At 64.1% G+C, this 17,353-nt stretch carries 17 protein-coding genes; 8 read left to right on the top strand and 9 right to left on the bottom strand.

The annotated features are described in order from the left end of the window. Positions 1-18 precede the first annotated feature (18 nt). Complete coding sequence (locus tag LAN70_17345; protein MBZ5512915.1) at positions 19-1,311, bottom strand: rhomboid family intramembrane serine protease; 1,293 nt, start codon at positions 1,309-1,311, stop codon at positions 19-21. A 74-nt stretch (positions 1,312-1,385) separates the two neighbouring features. After that, positions 1,386-2,342 (bottom strand): universal stress protein, encoded by a 957-nt coding sequence (locus LAN70_17340; protein MBZ5512914.1) that lies wholly within the window; start codon positions 2,340-2,342, stop codon positions 1,386-1,388. A 95-nt stretch (positions 2,343-2,437) separates the two neighbouring features. Between LAN70_17340 and LAN70_17335 the strand changes: the two genes are divergently transcribed. The 3 genes from LAN70_17335 (at position 2,438) to LAN70_17325 (ending at position 5,940) form a co-directional block, all read left to right on the top strand. Then, entirely contained in the window at positions 2,438-4,204 is a 1,767-nt protein-coding gene (locus tag LAN70_17335; protein MBZ5512913.1) for a hypothetical protein, read from the top strand. A gap of 31 nt (positions 4,205-4,235) precedes the next feature. Continuing rightward, positions 4,236-5,540: an NAD(P)/FAD-dependent oxidoreductase gene (locus LAN70_17330; GenBank protein MBZ5512912.1), complete on the top strand. Its 1,305-nt coding sequence runs from the start codon at positions 4,236-4,238 to the stop codon at positions 5,538-5,540. A 124-nt stretch (positions 5,541-5,664) separates the two neighbouring features. Then, complete coding sequence (locus LAN70_17325) at positions 5,665-5,940, top strand: hypothetical protein (GenBank protein ID MBZ5512911.1); 276 nt, start codon at positions 5,665-5,667, stop codon at positions 5,938-5,940. A 233-nt stretch (positions 5,941-6,173) separates the two neighbouring features. Here LAN70_17325 and LAN70_17320 read toward each other — a convergent pair whose 3' ends face one another. The 4 genes from LAN70_17320 to LAN70_17305 form a co-directional block, all read right to left on the bottom strand. Continuing rightward, on the bottom strand, positions 6,174-6,863 hold the full coding sequence (locus tag LAN70_17320; protein ID MBZ5512910.1) for a CoA transferase subunit B: 690 nt from the start codon (positions 6,861-6,863) through the stop codon (positions 6,174-6,176). A gap of 42 nt (positions 6,864-6,905) precedes the next feature. Next, positions 6,906-7,184 carry a hypothetical protein gene (locus LAN70_17315; GenBank protein MBZ5512909.1) on the bottom strand — a complete coding sequence of 93 codons (279 nt, stop codon included), beginning with the start codon at positions 7,182-7,184 and terminating at the stop codon, positions 6,906-6,908. Between the two features lie 71 nt (positions 7,185-7,255). After that, positions 7,256-7,957, bottom strand: a complete 702-nt coding sequence (locus LAN70_17310; GenBank protein MBZ5512908.1) for a CoA transferase subunit A — start codon at positions 7,955-7,957, stop codon at positions 7,256-7,258. A 122-nt stretch (positions 7,958-8,079) separates the two neighbouring features. Beyond that, complete coding sequence (locus tag LAN70_17305; protein MBZ5512907.1) at positions 8,080-9,078, bottom strand: hypothetical protein; 999 nt, start codon at positions 9,076-9,078, stop codon at positions 8,080-8,082. Between the two features lie 135 nt (positions 9,079-9,213). Between LAN70_17305 and LAN70_17300 the strand changes: the two genes are divergently transcribed. Beyond that, positions 9,214-10,038: a hypothetical protein gene (locus tag LAN70_17300; GenBank protein MBZ5512906.1), complete on the top strand. Its 825-nt coding sequence runs from the start codon at positions 9,214-9,216 to the stop codon at positions 10,036-10,038. A 107-nt stretch (positions 10,039-10,145) separates the two neighbouring features. Here LAN70_17300 and LAN70_17295 read toward each other — a convergent pair whose 3' ends face one another. Both LAN70_17295 and LAN70_17290 read right to left on the bottom strand, forming a co-directional pair. Next, entirely contained in the window at positions 10,146-10,316 is a 171-nt protein-coding gene (locus LAN70_17295) for a hypothetical protein (GenBank protein MBZ5512905.1), read from the bottom strand. 150 nt (positions 10,317-10,466) lie between these two features. Continuing rightward, the gene (locus LAN70_17290) at positions 10,467-10,688 is read right to left on the bottom strand and encodes a hypothetical protein (GenBank protein MBZ5512904.1); all 222 of its coding nucleotides are present in this window, start codon (positions 10,686-10,688) and stop codon (positions 10,467-10,469) included. A gap of 274 nt (positions 10,689-10,962) precedes the next feature. On the opposite strand from LAN70_17290, the gene uvrA reads away from it, so the two are divergent. Next, a complete protein-coding gene (gene uvrA / locus LAN70_17285) occupies positions 10,963-13,797 on the top strand; it encodes an excinuclease ABC subunit UvrA (protein MBZ5512903.1) in 2,835 nt (944 codons plus the stop codon). Here the strand turns inward: uvrA and LAN70_17280 are convergent. Next, a complete protein-coding gene (locus LAN70_17280) occupies positions 13,794-14,594 on the bottom strand; it encodes a DUF4118 domain-containing protein (GenBank protein MBZ5512902.1) in 801 nt (266 codons plus the stop codon). The genes uvrA and LAN70_17280 overlap by 4 nt on opposite strands. A gap of 106 nt (positions 14,595-14,700) precedes the next feature. On the opposite strand from LAN70_17280, the gene LAN70_17275 reads away from it, so the two are divergent. From LAN70_17275 to mtnA, 3 genes are all read left to right on the top strand, one after another. After that, entirely contained in the window at positions 14,701-15,531 is an 831-nt protein-coding gene (locus LAN70_17275) for a CPBP family intramembrane metalloprotease (protein ID MBZ5512901.1), read from the top strand. Positions 15,532-15,566: 35 nt separating this feature from the next. After that, positions 15,567-16,199 (top strand): orotate phosphoribosyltransferase, encoded by a 633-nt coding sequence (pyrE, locus tag LAN70_17270; protein ID MBZ5512900.1) that lies wholly within the window; start codon positions 15,567-15,569, stop codon positions 16,197-16,199. An 80-nt stretch (positions 16,200-16,279) separates the two neighbouring features. Continuing rightward, on the top strand, positions 16,280-17,329 hold the full coding sequence (gene mtnA, locus LAN70_17265) for an S-methyl-5-thioribose-1-phosphate isomerase (protein MBZ5512899.1): 1,050 nt from the start codon (positions 16,280-16,282) through the stop codon (positions 17,327-17,329). The last annotated feature ends 24 nt before the right edge of the window (positions 17,330-17,353 follow it).

The raw sequence follows: 17,353 nt of genomic DNA, 5'->3' as shown, positions 1-17,353 counted from the left end.
CGTGCGCCTTCCTTGTGCCTAGCGCCTTTTCGTCTGCGCCCGCAACTTGTATCCGGTCAAATACGCCTGGTCCGCCTGCTCGGTCATACCCTTGGCCTGGTAGGCGTTGGCCAGCCAGATCCAGGCTTCCGCATCCTTCGGCGCCAGCTTGGTGGCGCGCGTGAAGGCGTCCACCGCGTCGTCGTAGCGCTGCAATTTCATCGAACCGAGCCCGAGGTTGTACCAGGCCTGCGGCAGGTTGGGATTGAGTTCGGTGGCTTTGCGGAATTGGGTCAGCGCTTCGTCGCTGCGGCCCAACTGGTTCAGCGCAACCCCGAGATTGACCTGCGCTTCAACATCCTTGGGGTTCAACTCCGTGATCTGCTGAAATGCCTGGCGCGCCGGTTCATAACGCTTGTCGCGCAAATACAGCACGCCCAGTTGCGCCAGCACGGCCGGATTTTTCGGATTCAACTGCGCCGCGCGCTGGAACGCCGCCTCCGCCTGCGAGTCCTGCTGCGTGCGCAGGTACGCGCTGCCCAGCAGCATCCACGCCGGCACGTAATTCGGCCGAAGCTTGACCACCTCGGTCAACTCGCGCACAGCGCCCGCGTTGTCGCCCTGGCGCAATTGTTGTTCGGCATGTTCCAACCGGACCACCGGCATGTGCGCAAAACGCACCGCCACCGCGCCCGCCACCAGCACGATGACAAATGCGGGAAACAGCATCGGCCGCATGCGCGACTGGCGCGGCGCCGGCTGCCGGAAGTCCACGCTCAGCACCGAGCCCAGCAGCAGCCCGGAAAGCAGGCCGCCGATATGTGCGCCGTTGTCGATGCCGGCTTTTACAAATCCGTACGCCAGGTTGTACCCCGCAAACGCCACCAGGCTGATCAGGCTGGTGCGCCACGCGCCCTTCGGCGCCGCCAATTTTCCCAGGTACAAGGTGGCAATGAGGGCGCCCGCGAGGCCGAAGATCGCGCCCGATGCCCCCGCCGTCACCACCAGGGGATTGCGCGCCAGGCTCACGATGCTGGCCGCCAGTCCCGACATCACGTACAGCGCTAAAAATGTTTTTCGCCCGTACAGGTATTCCGCCAACAATCCGAGCTGCCACAAGCACCACATGTTCAGCGCCAGGTGAACCAGGCCGATGTGCACGAACATCGCCGTCAGCAGCCGCCACCACTGCCCGGTTAGAGTGAGCGGCCCGAAGTTCGCTCCCCAGCGCAGAATTTGGTCAGCCGTGGGCTGCGTTACCGACGCGCCCTTCACCACCATGGCAATGAAAATGAGAAGGTTGATGGCGACCAGCACCGCGGTTATCGACAACGGCGTGCGCTTGGTCGACAGGGGCTCGGCGGCATGCGGTTCAGCGGATGGCTTCGGGCTCCAGGCTTCAGGCTTCAGGCTGGCTCACTCATCCTGACCGTCAGCACCGGGCAGGGCGCGTTGGCCACCACTTCGTAGGCTGTCGCCCACTTCAGCCGGCGCGCGAAGCCCACCGGCTGGCGTACTCCGAGCACAATCAGTCCCGGCTTGCGCTGTTGCGCCACATTGAGGATACAGTCGGCGGCGGTCCCAAACTCGACAATCGTCTCCGGCGGCGCCACCAGTTGCGTGCCGGCGGGAATCAGCGAAGCCAGCCGCTGCCTGGCGCCATCCACAATCCGCTTGCGCTCGGCCTGGGTTTGCGGCGTCTCCTTGCTGACGTGCATCATCAGCAATTGCGCGCCCTGGTGCTGCGCCAGCGACAGGGCGTATCCCCCGGCCTTCAGCGAGTGCGCACTGAATCCGGTGCAGAACAGGATGGGCTGCTGCGGGGTGCGCTCGCTGACTTGCACCGCTCGCGGCCCCACCATCAGCACCGGGCATGGCGCCTGGCGAAAAATCGTCTCCGCCACCGACCCCAGCAGCAGCTTGCCCACGCGCCCGCGCGCATGCGTCCCGATCACCAGCAAGTTGATGAACAGGCCGTTGATCTTGTGCGAGAGCACGTCCCAGACATCGCCCTGCTCCACCAGGACCTGGTGGTCCACGCCTTCCAGGTGCCCGGCGATCAGCAGGTCGGTCATGTGGCGCTGTGCGTTGCGCCACGCGTCCTCGAGCGCGCGCTGGCGGGCGTCGCCGGCGAGGAACTGAAACGTTTCCGGCGCGACCACGTGCAGCAGGTACACCTTCGATGCGTAGCGCCGCGCGATGGACAGCGAATAGTGCAGCGCCGATTCCGACACTGGGTCGAAGTCAGTCGCCAGCATGATGCGCTGCATGGAAACTGGCGTGGAAGCGTCCAGGGTGGGGACAGCAGCAGAAGGTTGGAGCGGCATATCCGACATGGCGTCGCCCGCGGGGCCCTTAACCATAACACCGCGCAATCAGGCGCTCAAGTCATCCTGTGCTCCGTCGCGGGCTTCTCGCTGAAATGAGCTCCTTGCCCATTGGCCAACCTCAGACGCAAATGACAGGATGGGGACGGGTGGTACGCCTGATCCGCTACCATGTCCCGATCAACGTTGATCGCCAAACCGACCGTCGCCGCTGGCCGGACGTCCTCGCGGCCTCGCTGCTCTTCTGCGCGACTGCCGGCGTAGTGCTGTGGCAGAACTCCCGCCTGGCTGTGTTGTGGGACCTCAGCTACATCCTGGAGAATGGCTGGCGCATTTCCGTCGGCCAGATGCCCTACCGGGATTTTCCGCTGCCCTATCCGCCGCTGACTTTCCTGGCGCAAGCGGCGCTGATCAAGTTCACCGGAAGGATCTACTTTCATCACGTCATCTACGCTGCTGTCGCCGGCGGCATCGCCACGCTCCTGACTTGGCGAATCCTTCTGTACCTGGCTGGGCCGGCCCGAAGTCCGCGGCTGCTCGCATTTCTCCTGAGCGCGCCGCTCGTTGTCCTGGGCATCTACTGCATTTTTCCGCACCCGTTCTACGACTGCGACTGCACCTTCGCCGTCCTCGCTTGCTTACTCCTGCTCCTGCATGTGGAGAAGAAAGGCTTCCCTGCCGGTTTGAGCTTTGTCGCCGGCATCGTCCTGGTTGTGCCGGCGCTGGTCAAGCAAAACACCGGCCTGGCATTTCTGGGCAGCAGCGTGGTGGCCATCGTGGTTCTCATGGCAATCGCAACCCGGCGGACAGAATCCGTCCGCGGGTACGCCTTCATCCTGGCTGGAACCGCTGTGGGACTCGGTCTGTCGGCGCTGCTGCTTCATTACACCGCTGGACTGGAAAACTATCGGCACTGGACCGTCCAATTCGCGGCGGCGCGCCGAATGCCGTCGCCCATGGACATGTTGACGGTCTACGACAACCGGCTCCTGCTTTGGTGGCTGCCTTCGTTTGCGGCCGGAGCGCTCTTGCTGTCGCGTGCCCGCGCCAGCCGCTGGTTGGGCGTGTTGGCGGGAGTTCTGCTGGTCCTTCCATTTGCCTGGACCGCGGCCTGCGTACTCACCCAGACGGATTCCTCCGATCAGGCTGAGTGCCTGCTGTCGCTCTGGCCCTTGGTGCTGATGGTTTCGTTCGTATTGTCACTGCGCGAGGTCCGGCGACGTCAAGGCATGGCGCTGGTGGCGCCGTTCATCGTGATCGCCACCGTGCATGGCGCCTTTTTATCGCAACAGTTATGGGGTTCGACCTACGCAATCTGGCCGCTCGCCATTGTGCTCATCGCCGGAGTCATCACTGCGCTCGCCACGCCGCCGATACAGCATCGCATCGTCGAGTTGATGTTGCCCCTGGCGGTCGCGCTGTCGCTAATCATTTCCGGCGGGAACTATGTCTGGAGCCATGAGCGCCTAGACTACGCAAACGTGGCCGACGGCGAGGTGGAACACTCGCAGTTGCCGGCCCTGCGCGGATTGTCCGTCCGCGGCCCCTGGCTTCCGCAGTTTGACGAGCTGGCAGCCTACGCAAACGCCAACATCCCCGCGCACGATGCGCTCTTGATGATCCCCGGCGAGGACCTCTTCTATTACGCCACCGGCCGGGCACCCCGTTTCCCGGTGCTGATGTTCGACCATACCGTGAATCCCTACCGTCCGGAAGAAGTGGTGGAGATGGCTCGCGCCCGCAACGTGCGCTGGCTGGTGGTCAAGCGCGACCTGCAACTCGCAGCCGACCCGGTAGAGGACAGGCAGCGATTGCTTGGGTTGCTGCTCCAGGGATTCACCAAAACTGAGGAACTTGATAACTACACGATCTACCAGCGCGCGCCCGCCGCGCACTAGCCTGAAGCCTGAAGCCTTGCGCCTCCATCCAATGAGTATGGCGAAGCCCAGAGTCGTCATCGTAGGCGCAGGATTCGGCGGGTTGACCGCGGCGGCGGCGGTGGCGCGCTTGCCGGTTTCGGTGACCGTGCTTGACCGTAAGAACCACCACACCTTTCAGCCGCTGCTCTACCAGGTGGCGACCGCCGGATTGTCGCCCGGAGAAATCGCCGCGCCCATTCGCGGCGTGCTGCGGCGTTACAAGAACGTCTCGGTGCTCATGGCCGAGGTCGGCGGCTTCGACCTGGAAAAGCGCTGCGTCAAGCTGAGCGACCTCGAGATCGAGTACGACTACCTGATCGTCGCCGCCGGCGCCACGCACTCCTATTTCGGCCACGACGAGTGGGCCGCCGCCGCGCCCGGATTGAAGACCATCGAGGATGCGCTCGAGATCCGCCGCCGGGTGCTGCTGGCCTTCGAACTGGCGGAACGGCAAGCGGTTGCCACCGGCACACACGAGCCGCTGAATTTCGTCGTCATCGGCGCCGGCCCTACCGGCGTGGAGCTGGCGGGAACGCTGGCGGAGGTGGCGCGGCGCACGCTGGCCAAGGACTTCCGCGCCATCGATCCGCGCAAGGCGCGGGTGGTGCTGGTGGAAGGCCTGCCGCGCGTGCTGCCTGCCTATCCGGAAGATCTGTCGCTCAGCGCGCTGGAGCAACTGCGGCAGCTCGGCGTGGAAGTGCGGACTTCGACCAGGGTGACGGAAGTCGAGCCGGGACGCGTGCTGCTGGGCGAAACCGTACTGCCCTCGGCGGTAACGCTGTGGGCCGCAGGCGTTTCGGCATCGCCGCTGGGCCGCATGCTCGGCCCGACCGACCAAGCCGGTCGCGTGCTGGTGGCGCCCGACCTGAGCGTGCCCGGACATCCCGAGGTGTTTGTTATCGGCGACCTGGCGAGCCTGCCCGGCAAAGATGGCAAGCCGCTGCCCGGACTGGCGCCGGTGGCGATGCAGCAAGGCCGCGCGGTGGCCGGCAACATCGGGCGCGCGATGCGCGGGGTGGCGCGCGAGGAGTTCCGCTACAAGGACCGCGGCACCCTGGCGACGATCGGCCGCGCCGCCGCCGTCGCCGATTTCGGCAAATTCCATGTCACTGGATTCATCGCCTGGATTCTGTGGCTGTTCGTGCACATCATGTTCCTGATCGGCTTCCGCAACCGCGTGCTGGTGATGCTGGAATGGTCGTGGTCGTACCTGACCTACGAGCGCGCCGCCCGGTTGATTACCGGCGACACGGACCTACCGGGTTTTCCGCCAAGGGCCCCGGCAGTGGGTAACGAACGGCACAACGCCGCGTGAGCAGGTCTCCGGCATCGGGTCAAGCCCTAAACTCTGTTTTTGCCTAAAAGTGTCCCGGCGCGGCGCCCCTGCCCGGAACTCACAGTTTGCCCTTGACCGAAACGCGGGTCGAGGATATGTATGTTTGAGTATGAGCGTGGGGCGCATGCAGTGGATTACCGCGATCGTGATGGCGTATGCCGTCATGCTGATCCTGGTGTCGCCGGTCGTCCCATCGCCGCTGACCACCCTGCGTTCCAAGCAGACGGTCCAGCCGCCGCATTTTGTCGCTCCCGTATCCGCCCTTTTGTTTACCGCGGTCGTCGATGCCACGCGCACGTTTTGGCTGATGGAAAAGCCTGCACACCTGCTCACCCGCGGTTCCGACATCGTCGATCTGACCACCGCCCGGCTCTGCTAGCCGCCCGTCCCATTTAGTTAGCGCACAAGATCTCAGGTTCTCCTGCTACTCACCTGGGCAGGAGGTAACCCTTTCCCGGCACTCTCCTCGGGTTAGGGTCTAGTGCGCGGGTGGCTCCCACCACACCCTTATGGCCGCCCGCGCTCTTTTCAGCTCTTAGCTCTTAGCTCTTAGCTCTTACGGGTTGGCCGTCGCGATGAATGCGGACCGTTAGGCGTAGAGGGACGTTTCAGCTAGCCGCCCATTGTCTTCAGGTTGGGACTGACGATGAGGCGGGCTTCGGTGGCGCGCTGCACGTCGTCGGCGGTCAGGCCAGGGGCAACCTCTTCCAGCAGTAAACCCTTGTCCGTCACGGTGATGTAGGCCATCTCGGTGACAATGTGGTTGACGACCTTGACGCCGGTGAGCGGCAGGGTGCACCGGGTGAGGATTTTGGGCTGACCGTCCTTGGTGGTGTGCTCCATGGCGATGAAGACGCGGCGCGCGCCGGCGACCAGGTCCATGGCGCCGCCCATGCCTTTGACCATCTTGCCGGGGATCATCCAGTTGGCGAGATTGCCTTCGGCGTCCACTTCCATGGCGCCGAGTACGCTGAGGTCAACGTGCCCGCCGCGGATCATGGCAAAGGATTCGGCACTGGAGAAATACGAAGTGCCGGGAATTTCGGTGACGGTCTCCTTGCCGGCATTGATGAGGTCGGGATCTTCCTGGCCCTCGAGCGGGTAGGGACCGATGCCGAGCATGCCGTTCTCGGATTGAAGCACAACGTGCATGCCTTCCGGGACGCAGTTGCCGACCAGCGTGGGCATGCCGATGCCAAGATTGACGTAATAGCCGTCGCGCAGTTCCTGGGCGATGCGGCGGACGATGCGGTCGCGCTTGGTGGTGTCTTGCGCCTTCGGAGCTTTCGGTGTGGTGACCATAGAGTTCTCGGTTCTCGGTTATCGGTTATCGGTTATCGGTGGTCAGTCCCAGGCCGCTTCGGTGCGGCGGAATTCGGTTAAAGCCCGTTCAAAATCTGAGTACGAGGCGCGGGCATCGGCGGCGGATTGGGCGCGGTAAATTGATGCGGTCGAAAGCAGCGCGCCGAATGAATCCGCGATGCCGCCCATGGCGTGCTCGTAGGCGCTGGTCATGACCGCCAGTTCCGCTGCCAGGTCGCCGAGCGTGAAGTTCCCTTCCTCGTACATGCGCAGGTAGCGCAGGACCGAGGTGCGGACTTCGTCGGCGGTGCTCTCCGGCATGGGCATGAAAAGTGGCCAGTGGTCAGTGGTCAGTGGCCAGCGAAACGTGACTGGCCACTGACCACTGGCCACTAGGCACCTGCCTTTCGTACCGTGTGCTTCTCGATGCGCTTCTCGTAATTCGTTCCCTGGAAGATGCGTTTCACGTAGACGCTGGGAGTGTGGACGTCGTCGGGATCGATCTGGCCGACTTCGACCAAGTGCTCCACCTCGGCGATGGTGACACGCGCGGCGGTGGCCATCATGGGATTGAAGTTGCGCGCCGTCTTGCGATAGACGAGGTTGCCCCACTGGTCGCCCTTCCAGGCCTTGATGAAGGCGAAATCCGCCTTCAAGCCACGCTCCATGACATAGGGGCGGCCGTCGAAGTCGCGGGTTTCCTTGCCTTCGGCGATCACCGTGCCAAAGCCGGTGGGAGTGAAGAAGGCGGCAATGCCGGCGCCGCCGGCGCGAATGCGTTCCGCCAGCGTGCCTTGCGGATTGAGCTCCAGCTCGAGTTCGCCGCTGAGGACCATCTGCTCCAACAGCTTGTTTTCGCCGACGTAGCTGCCGATATGTTTGCGGATTTGCCCGGTGCGCAGCAGCAGGCCGAGGCCGAAATCGTCCACGCCGGCGTTGTTGCTGATGGTGGTGAGGTCCTTCACGCCTTTGCGAACCACGGCAGCAATGAGATTTTCAGGAATGCCGCAGAGGCCGAAACCGCCGACCAGGATGGTGGCCCCGTCCTGCAGGTCGTGGATGGCCTCGTCGGCGTTGGCAACGACTTTGTTCATAAGAAAGTCCGGATGAGGAATGGGAAACGAATGATTGTAGTGCGAGCAATTAGCAGTTAGCAATTAGCGATTGGCGGCGGGTCGTTGGTCGATGGTCGTTGGTCGATGGCAAAAGCAAATCGCTACTTCACGTCCTTCATCGCCAGCAGAGAGCCGTAGTCGCGGCCGGAGGAGTCCACGGCGCGTGCGACCACGCCGGCGAAGGCGTCGCGGAGTTCGGGATACCTGGCCACGACTGCCTTGATGACCGCCAGGTTGTCCTGGAAAGCGGCGGCGGTGTTGGAGAGGTCGGTGGCGGCCTGGTACTTGACGATCAGGTCAAGATCGTTGCCCACGCTATCGGGGAAGATCTGGGTGACGCGGTAGGTCTTGCCCCCTGCCATCAGGTTCATGGGCTGACTAGGCGAGGGCCAATCGGCGGGCCGGGCCTGCTGCATATCGTCGGCCAGCCTGTCCTGCTGCACGGTGTACTCGATTTCGACCGGCTGCGACAGGTACCAAGCTTCCAGGTAGTAGAGGTAAGCAGCCAGGTTCTGGCCGCGGGATTTGTACTGGCGCGCCTGCGTGAGATACCAGCTCATATCGTGGCCGGCGACCTGCGTGGGTTTGACGGTGTAGCCGGCCAGGGCCCAGTGGTTTCCCTGCTGCTGCAAGACGAAGGTGAGCTTCACCGGCTGCCGGCCACCGCTCACGTCCTCGGTGACCACGGCGTAGCGTCCGGGCGCAAGGTTGGGAATCACGAACAGGACGCGGTCTTGCGAGTTGAAAACGCCGCAATAGTACTCGGCGCGTTCCATGGTCGCCTTAGCCGCGTTTTCCAACACGTAAACGGCCGACGGCGTGGCCTGCGCTCCGGTGAAGTCGGGCTTGTGGCCGGTGACGGCGCTTTCGACTCCGGCGAAACTGGCGGCCAGCGAGGGAACGGAAGCGGCTTTCATGCCGGCATAGTCGCCGGCGGCGGACATACGGAAAAATTGCTGTGCGGTGTTCTGGAGCGTGGACCGGGCGCCGGCATCGAGATCGTCGGCAGTCAGGCAGTTCTGCGCGGCCAGCGGGCCGGCGAGGGCAACGACGAGCAGGACAAGGAACGAGGCACGCCGCCGGCACGAATTGCTGATCATGGGACTCTCAGTCTTTAGTATGACGCTATACACGATTGGATGCTGGATTCCGGCAGTTCAGACGCTCAAATTGCCATCACCAGGGGCCAAAACGGGCACTCATGGGCATCGTAGAAAAGGTGTAGAATTTCTCCAATGGCGATTCGCAAATTGGCGTTGGTGGGGCTGGCGGCGGGGCTAACCGCAAGCGGGTTGGCGCAAGGGCCTGGGCAGGGGCCGGCGAGACCGCGCGCGACGCGCACCGTGGTGAAATCGCCGAAGGCCCCGGCAGCGCAGCCACCGTCGCAAGCGCCGCCCCAGGTGGTGGCGCCGCCGCGTCCGGAGCAGATGACGCCGGTGCCGCCGCAGGTTACGTATCAGGACGGACTGCTCAGCATCCAGGCACAAAATTCGACGTTGAGTTCGATCCTGACGGCGGTGCGAGCGCGCACCGGAGCGCGGGTGGAGATGCCGGCGGACACGGCCAACGATCGGGCCGCCGCGCAGCTCGGGCCGGGGAATCCGCGCGATGTGCTGGCGTCGCTGCTGCAGGGATCGCGGTTCGACTACATCGTGATTGGCTCGCCTACCGATCCGGACGCGCTGTCGGAAATAATTCTTACGCCGCATGCCGGCGGCAGCGGCGGGAAACCTGGGAACGACGCCTCGATCCCGCTACCAGGCGGCAGCCAGCAAATGATTATGCCGCGTATCGCCGGCGGCGCGGGACGACCGGAAATAAACGCCGACGACGATGAGGCCGCGGCAGAACCCCAGCCGCCCGTGTACCAACCGCCCGTGTACCAACCGCCGCCTCCGCAATCGGTATCGGGAGCTGAGCAACCCGGACCGCCAAACCTGGAACCGGGCCAGCAGGGAAAGCCCAACGAAGTGAAGACGCCAGAGCAGTTGCTGAAGGAGCTGCAAAGAATGCAGCAGCAGCAGCAGCAGCAGGGCCGGCGCCAGCCGCAGCAGGAGTAAGAAGTTTCAGTTTCAGAAAAACCGCAATTCCTCCCCTTCGGCTCCGCTCAGGGTCGGAATGACAAACTCAAAAGATAATCAGGTCCAAGAGACGAGCAATGAGGCGTCTAGTCGCCGCTGGCCTGGGTGGCGGCGAGGGCGTGTTCGGTGACGCTCCGGGACTGTCGTCGCATGGCACGGAGAATGGTGTAGACGGCGGCATAGCCGAGGGCCACGCCCAGGGCGAGCGCGGCAGCGATGGTGACGAGAAGCGTGAGAACGACGATCAACGGGTTCACGGCCGACCGACCTTTCCTTGGAAGCGGGAACCGGCAACTCCGGATGTGCCACCCCGGACGCCTCCGAACCGCTCACGGGTAAGCGGAAAGGCGTCGCACGATCGGTTGTCGGAACTCTTGCTCATCGTCTTGCACCGAGATACTGAGGAACTATTTTTTCTTTTCCGCGTTCCAGATGGTCCGCGACACCGCTCGTCCGCAAAACGGACAGAAATTGATCGGGTACAGATTGGGCCGGTCCTCGGGCGAGCGCACGGCATAGTCGGAATCGATTTCGTTGAGAATGCGACCGTGCATGGTGCGCAGCGGCTGATTGAGGATCGCGTCTCCGTCCACCGCGTCGCGCAGCGTTTGGCAACAATGTTCGGTCATAACAACGTCGTTGGTCCCCTCGACTTCGCTCGGGGCAGGCTTTGGTCGCAGATCGATGGCCGCTTGGCTCACCGACATCGCCACGAGTTGCCGACGGACTGAACACTGTAGCTCCCGTTGACGCTGGCTAGTGTTGGCAACTAAGATACGGAGTACAGTTGCGCCTCATTACTCTGGGACCTTTCAGGGGAACCGTCCACATCTCCAAGGGACATGGTCCGCGGGTCGGGCGCGGAATTCGCGGGCGAGGGCGCCCGCGCCACATAAGTCGTTCATGACAATCACCAAGATTTCGGTGCGCGGGGCGCGGCAACACAACCTCAAGAACATCGACGTCGAAATTCCACGCAACACGCTGACCGTGGTGACCGGGCTGAGCGGTTCGGGCAAGTCCTCGCTCGCCTTCGACACCATTTATGCCGAGGGCCAGCGGCGGTACGTGGAAACGCTGTCGGCCTACGCGCGGCAATTCCTCGACCAGATGGAGCGGCCGGACGTGGATGCGATTGACGGCCTGAGCCCGTCCATCTCGATCGAGCAGAAGACCACCAGCCGCAGCCCGCGATCCACGGTGGGCACGATCACAGAAATTTACGACTACCTGCGGCTGCTGTACGCCTCGGTCGGGGTGCCGCATTGCCCGAAGTGCGGGCAGCCGATCTCGCGGCAGTCGGCGGACCAGATCGTGTCGCGGGTGATGGCGCTTTCACCCCAGCGCGCCGACGGCGGGGGCGCCGGGGACGCCGAGAAGCCGGAAGAGCGGGTGATGATCCTGGCGCCGATCGTGCGCGGGCGCAAAGGCGAATTCAAGAAAGAGATGGAGAAGCTGGCGCAGCACGGGTTTTCGCGGGCGCGCATCGACGGCGAACTGGTCAACCTGGAAGACGACATCCGGCTCGACAAGCGCAAGAACCACACCATTGAAGTGGTGATTGACCGCCTGCTGGTGAAGCCGGGAATCGAGAAGCGGCTGGAGCAATCGGTGGCGCTGGCGATGAAACTGGCGGGCGGACTGGTGCAGGTGGCGGTGGTGGGCGGCGAGGAGCACCTGTATTCATCGCGGCTGGCGTGTCCGGATTGCGGGATCAGCGTGCCGGCGCTGGAGCCGCGGTCGTTCTCGTTCAACAGCGTCTACGGCGCGTGCAAGGCATGTAACGGGCTGGGCAGCAAGTACGATTTCGATCCCGCGAGGTTGATCGTGGACTGGTCGAAGCCGCTGCTGGACGGCGGACTGGGGCCGGGCTCGGGCTCGGCGAACTTGCAGCACATGCTGCAGATCGCGGCCGAGGCGGCGGGCATTGACCTGAACCTGCCCTTCGAGCAACTTCCGGCCAAAGCCCAGAGCTATCTTCTTTATGGCGCGGAGGGCAATGGAGCGCCCCGGCTGGGCTGGCGCGGCATTCTGGCGTTCTTGCGGCAGATGCTGGAAGAGTCCACGTCGGAAAGCTATCGCGAGTGGCTGCTGAACTACATGAGCGCCACCCCGTGTCCCGCGTGCCAGGGCCAACGCCTGCGGCCGGAAAGCCTGGCGGTGAAGGTGAATGGAATGTCCATCGCCGATTTCACGGCCCTGCCGGTGTCGCGCGCCGGGGCCGCGGTGCCGCAGATCAAGCTCAGCGAGCGTGAAACGCAGATAGCCGGGCGCGTGGTGAATGAAGTTGCCGAGCGGTTGCAATTCCTGAACGCGGTCGGGCTGGGCTACATCTCGCTGGACCGTTCGGCGGCGACGCTGTCGGGCGGCGAAGGACAACGCATCCGGCTGGCCACGCAGATCGGATCGAAACTCCGCGGCGTGCTGTACGTGCTGGATGAACCGTCCATCGGGCTGCATCACCGCGACAATGACCGGCTGCTGCAGTCGCTGGAGTCGTTACGCGATCTGGGCAACACGGTGCTGGTGGTGGAGCATGACGAGGAGACCATCCGCCGCGCCGATTACGTGGTGGACCTGGGACCGGGCGCGGGGCGGCACGGCGGGGCGCTGGTCGCCTCGGGCACGCCGCAGGAAATCATCCAGGCGCCGGAGTCGCTGACGGGGCAGTACATCTCGGGCAAGAAAAGCATTCCGCACCGGGCGGAGCGCCGCCACACCAACGGCACCGCCATCGCCGTGCTGGGCGCGCGCGAGAACAATCTGAAAGGCTTCGACGTCAGCTTCCCGCTGGGCGTGATGACGGTGGTGACGGGGGTTTCGGGCTCGGGAAAATCCACGCTGGTGAACGACATTCTCTATCGCGCGCTGGCCAAGCAGCTCTACCGGTCACGGGAAGATCCCGGCGAACACAAATCCATTGCGGGCGCGGAGAGCATTGACAAGGTCATCCGCATTGACCAGTCGCCGATCGGGCGCACGCCGCGCTCCAACCCGGCGACCTACACCGGCGTGTTCACGCACATCCGCGATCTCTACGCCATGCTGCCGGAATCGCGCGAGCGCGGGTACAAGGCGGGGCGCTTTTCGTTCAATGTGCCCGGCGGCCGCTGTGAAGCGTGCCAGGGCGAGGGTCAACGCCGCATCGAGATGAATTTTCTGCCCGATGTTTACGTCCAGTGCGAGGTGTGCGGCGGGCGACGCTACAACCACGAGACCCTGGCGGTGAAGTACAAGGACAATTCCATCGCCGACCTGCTGGAGATGCCGGTCTCGGACTCGCTGCCGTTGCTGGAGAACATCCCCCAGGTGCGGCAGAAGCTGCAAACGCTGGTGGACGTTGGGCTGGGGTACATCCACATGGGGCAGTCGGCGGTGACGCTGTCGGGCGGCGAGGCGCAGCGCATCAAGCTGGCGCGCGAGCTATCCAAACGGCAAACCGGGCGCACGCTCTACCTGCTGGACGAGCCGACGACCGGGCTGCATTTCGATGACGTACACAAACTGCTGGACGTGCTGCACCGGCTGACGGACTTGGGCAACAGCATCATCATTATCGAGCACAACCTCGACGTCGTCGCCAACGCGGACTGGATCGTGGACCTTGGACCGGAGGGCGGCGAGGACGGGGGGCGGATCGTGGCGCAGGGTACGCCCGAGCAGGTGGCCAAGCTGAGGAAGTCGTACACCGGGCAGGCGCTGGCGGAATATTTCGCCCGGCGGGCGGCGTTGATTTAGACCGGCGAAGGGGAAGCGGCGGCGGCGCGCATTTCGCGATCAATCTCGATGCCGCGCAAGCCAGCAATGTGGCCGCCGATGGAATAAAGCACGGCGCGGCCCATGATGCGGCACGGCTCGGATCCGTGCACCAGGACGCGGTATTCAGCTTCGAACTCACCTTCCACCAGCGCACGGTCGAGGGCATTCTTGACGCGGACGCGGTCGTCGGGGTGGATGGAATCCAACCAGCTGTCCAGCGGCTCCTCGCGACGCAGCACCACCGGGCTGTACATATTGGTCCAGGTGACACGACAGGTCTGCAAATCGTATTCCCAGGACCAGATCTTGGCAGTGCTCTTGAGGAATTCCATCTCGTGCTGCTGTTCGGTCAGGAACTGCTGCGCCCCATGCAAGGCTTGCTCCTTGCGCGCGATGAGCGCGGCCAGCAGGCAAATTACAGATGCGGTAAAGGCGAAGGCAATCAGGCGGACCCAGTCGCTGGGGTTGTCGATCAGCAGCGCTGCACGGACGCGCGTCATGACGCTGCCCTGAGCGGCCGTGGCCCAGGTTGGGGACAGGAAAAACATGTCGCTCGCGATCAATGAAAAGAGCGAGGCAATGGCGCCCGCCTGCCATCCGCCCACGTAGGCCGCAACCGCAACCGCCGCCAGAAAAATGCTGAAGAACGAATGCAGTTCGACGTCCGGAACTTGCATCGTCAGCAGCACGGCAACCCCGACCAACAGCGCGGGAGTAACGAACCGGCCGGCAAAACGCCCGCGGGCGAAAGAAAGGATCGAGTACAAACGAACCATAGGTGGAGTGCGACCAGTGTAACGGAAAGCGGAGCGGGGCGAAACGTCGGTCTCGATTTGCCGCCCGCATCGCATCCAAGTACAGTTGTGATCGAGGCGGAAGCGATTGTCCAACGGTGAAAATCCTCTTTCTCCCGAACGGGAAATGCCCGCGCCGGTGAGCGAGGAGCGCGCCGCGGAGTTCACCGGGCCGGGGATCCAGGCGGGCGAAAATCCGGAGTGGGGAATCTGGGAGGTGGTTCGCATCGCCGTAGTGGCGATGATCGCCATCGGCCTGCTGAGCACGTTGGCGCTGGGGCTGGCGCTGCGTTTTGCGGGTCCGGCGCGCCCGGCGCCAGCGGACCTGGCGCGCAATGCGCGGGTGATGGTGCCGGCGCAATTTGCGGCGTACCTGGTGGTGATCGCGTACATGGTGTGGCTGGTGCGATCGCGGGGCCGGCCCTACTGGACGGCGATTCGCTGGAAGTGGCCGCACGCCACCTGGTTCGGGTGGATGGCGCTGGGCGTGGCGCTGGCGCTGCTGGTGCAGAGCGCGTCGGCGCTGTTGCCGATTCCGAAGTCGCTGCCCATCGACCGGTACTTCCGCGACGTGCTGGGCGCATACATGATGGCCGCCTTCGGGCTGACCTTCGCCCCGCTGGTCGAGGAGCTGTTTTTCCGCGGGTTCCTGTATCCCGCAGTGGCGCGCCGCTGGGGCCTGGCGGCGGGCGTGGTGGTGACCTCGGCGCTGTTCGCGTCGATCCATGCCTCGCAACTGGCCCACGCCTGGGCGCCGCTGCTGCTGCTATTTTTCGTCGGCGTCGTGCTGACCCTGGTGCGAGCGCGCACGCAGTCGGTGGCCACGACGTTTCTCATCCACGTCGGCTACAACGGCACCCTGTTCGGCATGCTGTACCTGGCCAGCGACCACTTCCGGCATTTCGAAAGACTGTCCTGAACGCGGCCACCGCGGCGCGTGGTATTTTGTTGACCATGATCGTGGCACGACAAGAGTTACTTGCCATGCTGGCGGAAAAGTCCTTCCGGCTGGGCGAGTTCAAGCTTTCCTCCGGCGGGACCAGCGACTACTACATCGATTGCCGCGCGACCACGCTCGATGCCGAGGGCGCACGGCTCACCGGCAGGACGTTTCTGGACGAGCTGTACCGGCGCGGCTGGACGCCGCAGGCCATCGGCGGCATGACGCTGGGCGCCGATCCGATTGTGGTGTCGGTCGCCATGCTGACCGCGCAGCAGGTGCAGTCGCGGCGGCCGGGGCGTGAGCAAGCGGAAACGCAGGAGGCATGGCTGATTCACGCGTTCATCGTTCGCAAGGGAGAAAAGGGACACGGCACCGGGCAGCGCATCGAGGGATTCCGCGAGAAGGGAGCGCGTGTCGTGATCGTGGATGACGTCTGCACCACCGGCGCCTCGACGGTGGAAGCGATCCGGGCGGCGCGCGAGTTCGGGTTCGAGGTCATCGGCGTCCTGTGCCTGGTGGAGCGCCAGGAGGCCGGCGGACGGCCGAACGTGGAGCAGGCCGCGGCGCCGGCGCCGTTCGCATCCATCTTCACCGCTGCCGAGATCCGGGAAGAGCACCTGCGGCTGAACAAGCTGCGCAAGTGAGTTTCAGTTTCAGTTTCGGTTTCAGAAAAAACAGATTAGGGGTTAGGGGTCAGTGGTCGGTCAGCAAAGAAGGGCGGATTTTGTTCAAGACATTGGAATGGACGGAAGAAGGTGTCCGCTTTATTGATCAGCGGAAACTGCCGACCGAAGAGACCTACGTCACAGCGAGCACCTACGAAGAGGTGGCGGAGGCAATCCGCAACATGACGGTGCGCGGCGCGCCCGCAATCGGGGTGGCGGCGGCGATGGGCATCGCGCTCGGGGTGCGGGATTCGGACGCGGAGCACCTCTCGGAACTGCGGCGCGATTTCGAGCAGATTTGCGAAACCCTCGGCGAAACGCGCCCCACTGCGGTCAACCTCTTCTGGGCCATCCGGCGCATGGAGCGTAAGTTCGAGGAAGCCAGCGAGCTGCCGCTGCCGCAACTCAAGCAGGCGCTGGTCACCGAGGCGCGGCAGATGTACCTGGAAGACATCGCGGCCAACGAGGCCATGGGCCGCCACGGGGCGGTGCTGTTGCCGGCCAGCGGCGGCGTGCTCACGCATTGCAATGCGGGCGCGCTGGCGACCTGCGGATACGGAACGGCGCTGGGCGTGATCCGCGCGGCGGTGGAACAAGGCAAGAAGCTGCACGTCTTCGCCGATGAAACGCGGCCGTTCCTGCAAGGCTCGCGCCTGACCGCCTGGGAGCTGATGCAGGATGGAATTCCCACCACCGTCATCGCCGACAACATGTCGGGCGCGATCATGAAGCAGGGCAAGATCGGCGCGGTGGTGGTGGGAGCGGACCGGATCGCCGCCAATGGCGACGTGGCCAATAAGGTAGGCACCTACACCGTCGCCGTACTGGCCAAAGAACACGCCATTCCCTTCTACGTCGCCGCGCCGTTTTCGACCATTGATCTGGAGACGCCGGACGGCAGCCGCATTCCCATCGAGCAGCGTTCGGCGCGCGAGGTGACGCACATGGGCGACCGGCAGATTGCGCCCACCGGCGTGAAGGTGGAGAACCCGGCCTTCGACGTCACGCCGCATCAGTACGTGACGGCGATCATCACCGAGCTGGGGGTGGCGCGGGCGCCGTATGGGGAATCGCTGAAGAAGTTGGGTGAGATGAAGGCGAAGGGGTAGAAGTCGCGAGTCCCGAGTCCCGAG

This window comes from Terriglobia bacterium (assembly GCA_020072845.1).
GTDB lineage: Bacteria > Acidobacteriota > Terriglobia > Terriglobales > Acidobacteriaceae > JAIQGF01.
This window is presented reverse-complemented; position numbering and strand designations above follow the sequence as displayed.

What these genes read in the sequence shown, in the direction of transcription:
- LAN70_17330 (MBZ5512912.1), top strand. Translation starts at nt 4,236, where the DNA reads ATGAGTATGGCGAAGCCCAGAGTCGTCATCGTAGGCGCAGGATTCGGC.
- LAN70_17280 (MBZ5512902.1), bottom strand. Translation starts at nt 14,594, where the DNA reads ATGGTTCGTTTGTACTCGATCCTTTCTTTCGCCCGCGGGCGTTTTGCC.
- LAN70_17340 (MBZ5512914.1), bottom strand. Translation starts at nt 2,342, where the DNA reads ATGGTTAAGGGCCCCGCGGGCGACGCCATGTCGGATATGCCGCTCCAA.
- pyrE (MBZ5512900.1), top strand. Translation starts at nt 15,567, where the DNA reads ATGATCGTGGCACGACAAGAGTTACTTGCCATGCTGGCGGAAAAGTCC.
- LAN70_17305 (MBZ5512907.1), bottom strand. Translation starts at nt 9,078, where the DNA reads ATGATCAGCAATTCGTGCCGGCGGCGTGCCTCGTTCCTTGTCCTGCTC.
- LAN70_17335 (MBZ5512913.1), top strand. Translation starts at nt 2,438, where the DNA reads ATGACAGGATGGGGACGGGTGGTACGCCTGATCCGCTACCATGTCCCG.
- uvrA (MBZ5512903.1), top strand. Translation starts at nt 10,963, where the DNA reads ATGACAATCACCAAGATTTCGGTGCGCGGGGCGCGGCAACACAACCTC.
- LAN70_17320 (MBZ5512910.1), bottom strand. Translation starts at nt 6,863, where the DNA reads ATGGTCACCACACCGAAAGCTCCGAAGGCGCAAGACACCACCAAGCGC.
- LAN70_17290 (MBZ5512904.1), bottom strand. Translation starts at nt 10,688, where the DNA reads ATGACCGAACATTGTTGCCAAACGCTGCGCGACGCGGTGGACGGAGAC.
- LAN70_17310 (MBZ5512908.1), bottom strand. Translation starts at nt 7,957, where the DNA reads ATGAACAAAGTCGTTGCCAACGCCGACGAGGCCATCCACGACCTGCAG.
- LAN70_17300 (MBZ5512906.1), top strand. Translation starts at nt 9,214, where the DNA reads ATGGCGATTCGCAAATTGGCGTTGGTGGGGCTGGCGGCGGGGCTAACC.
- LAN70_17315 (MBZ5512909.1), bottom strand. Translation starts at nt 7,184, where the DNA reads ATGCCGGAGAGCACCGCCGACGAAGTCCGCACCTCGGTCCTGCGCTAC.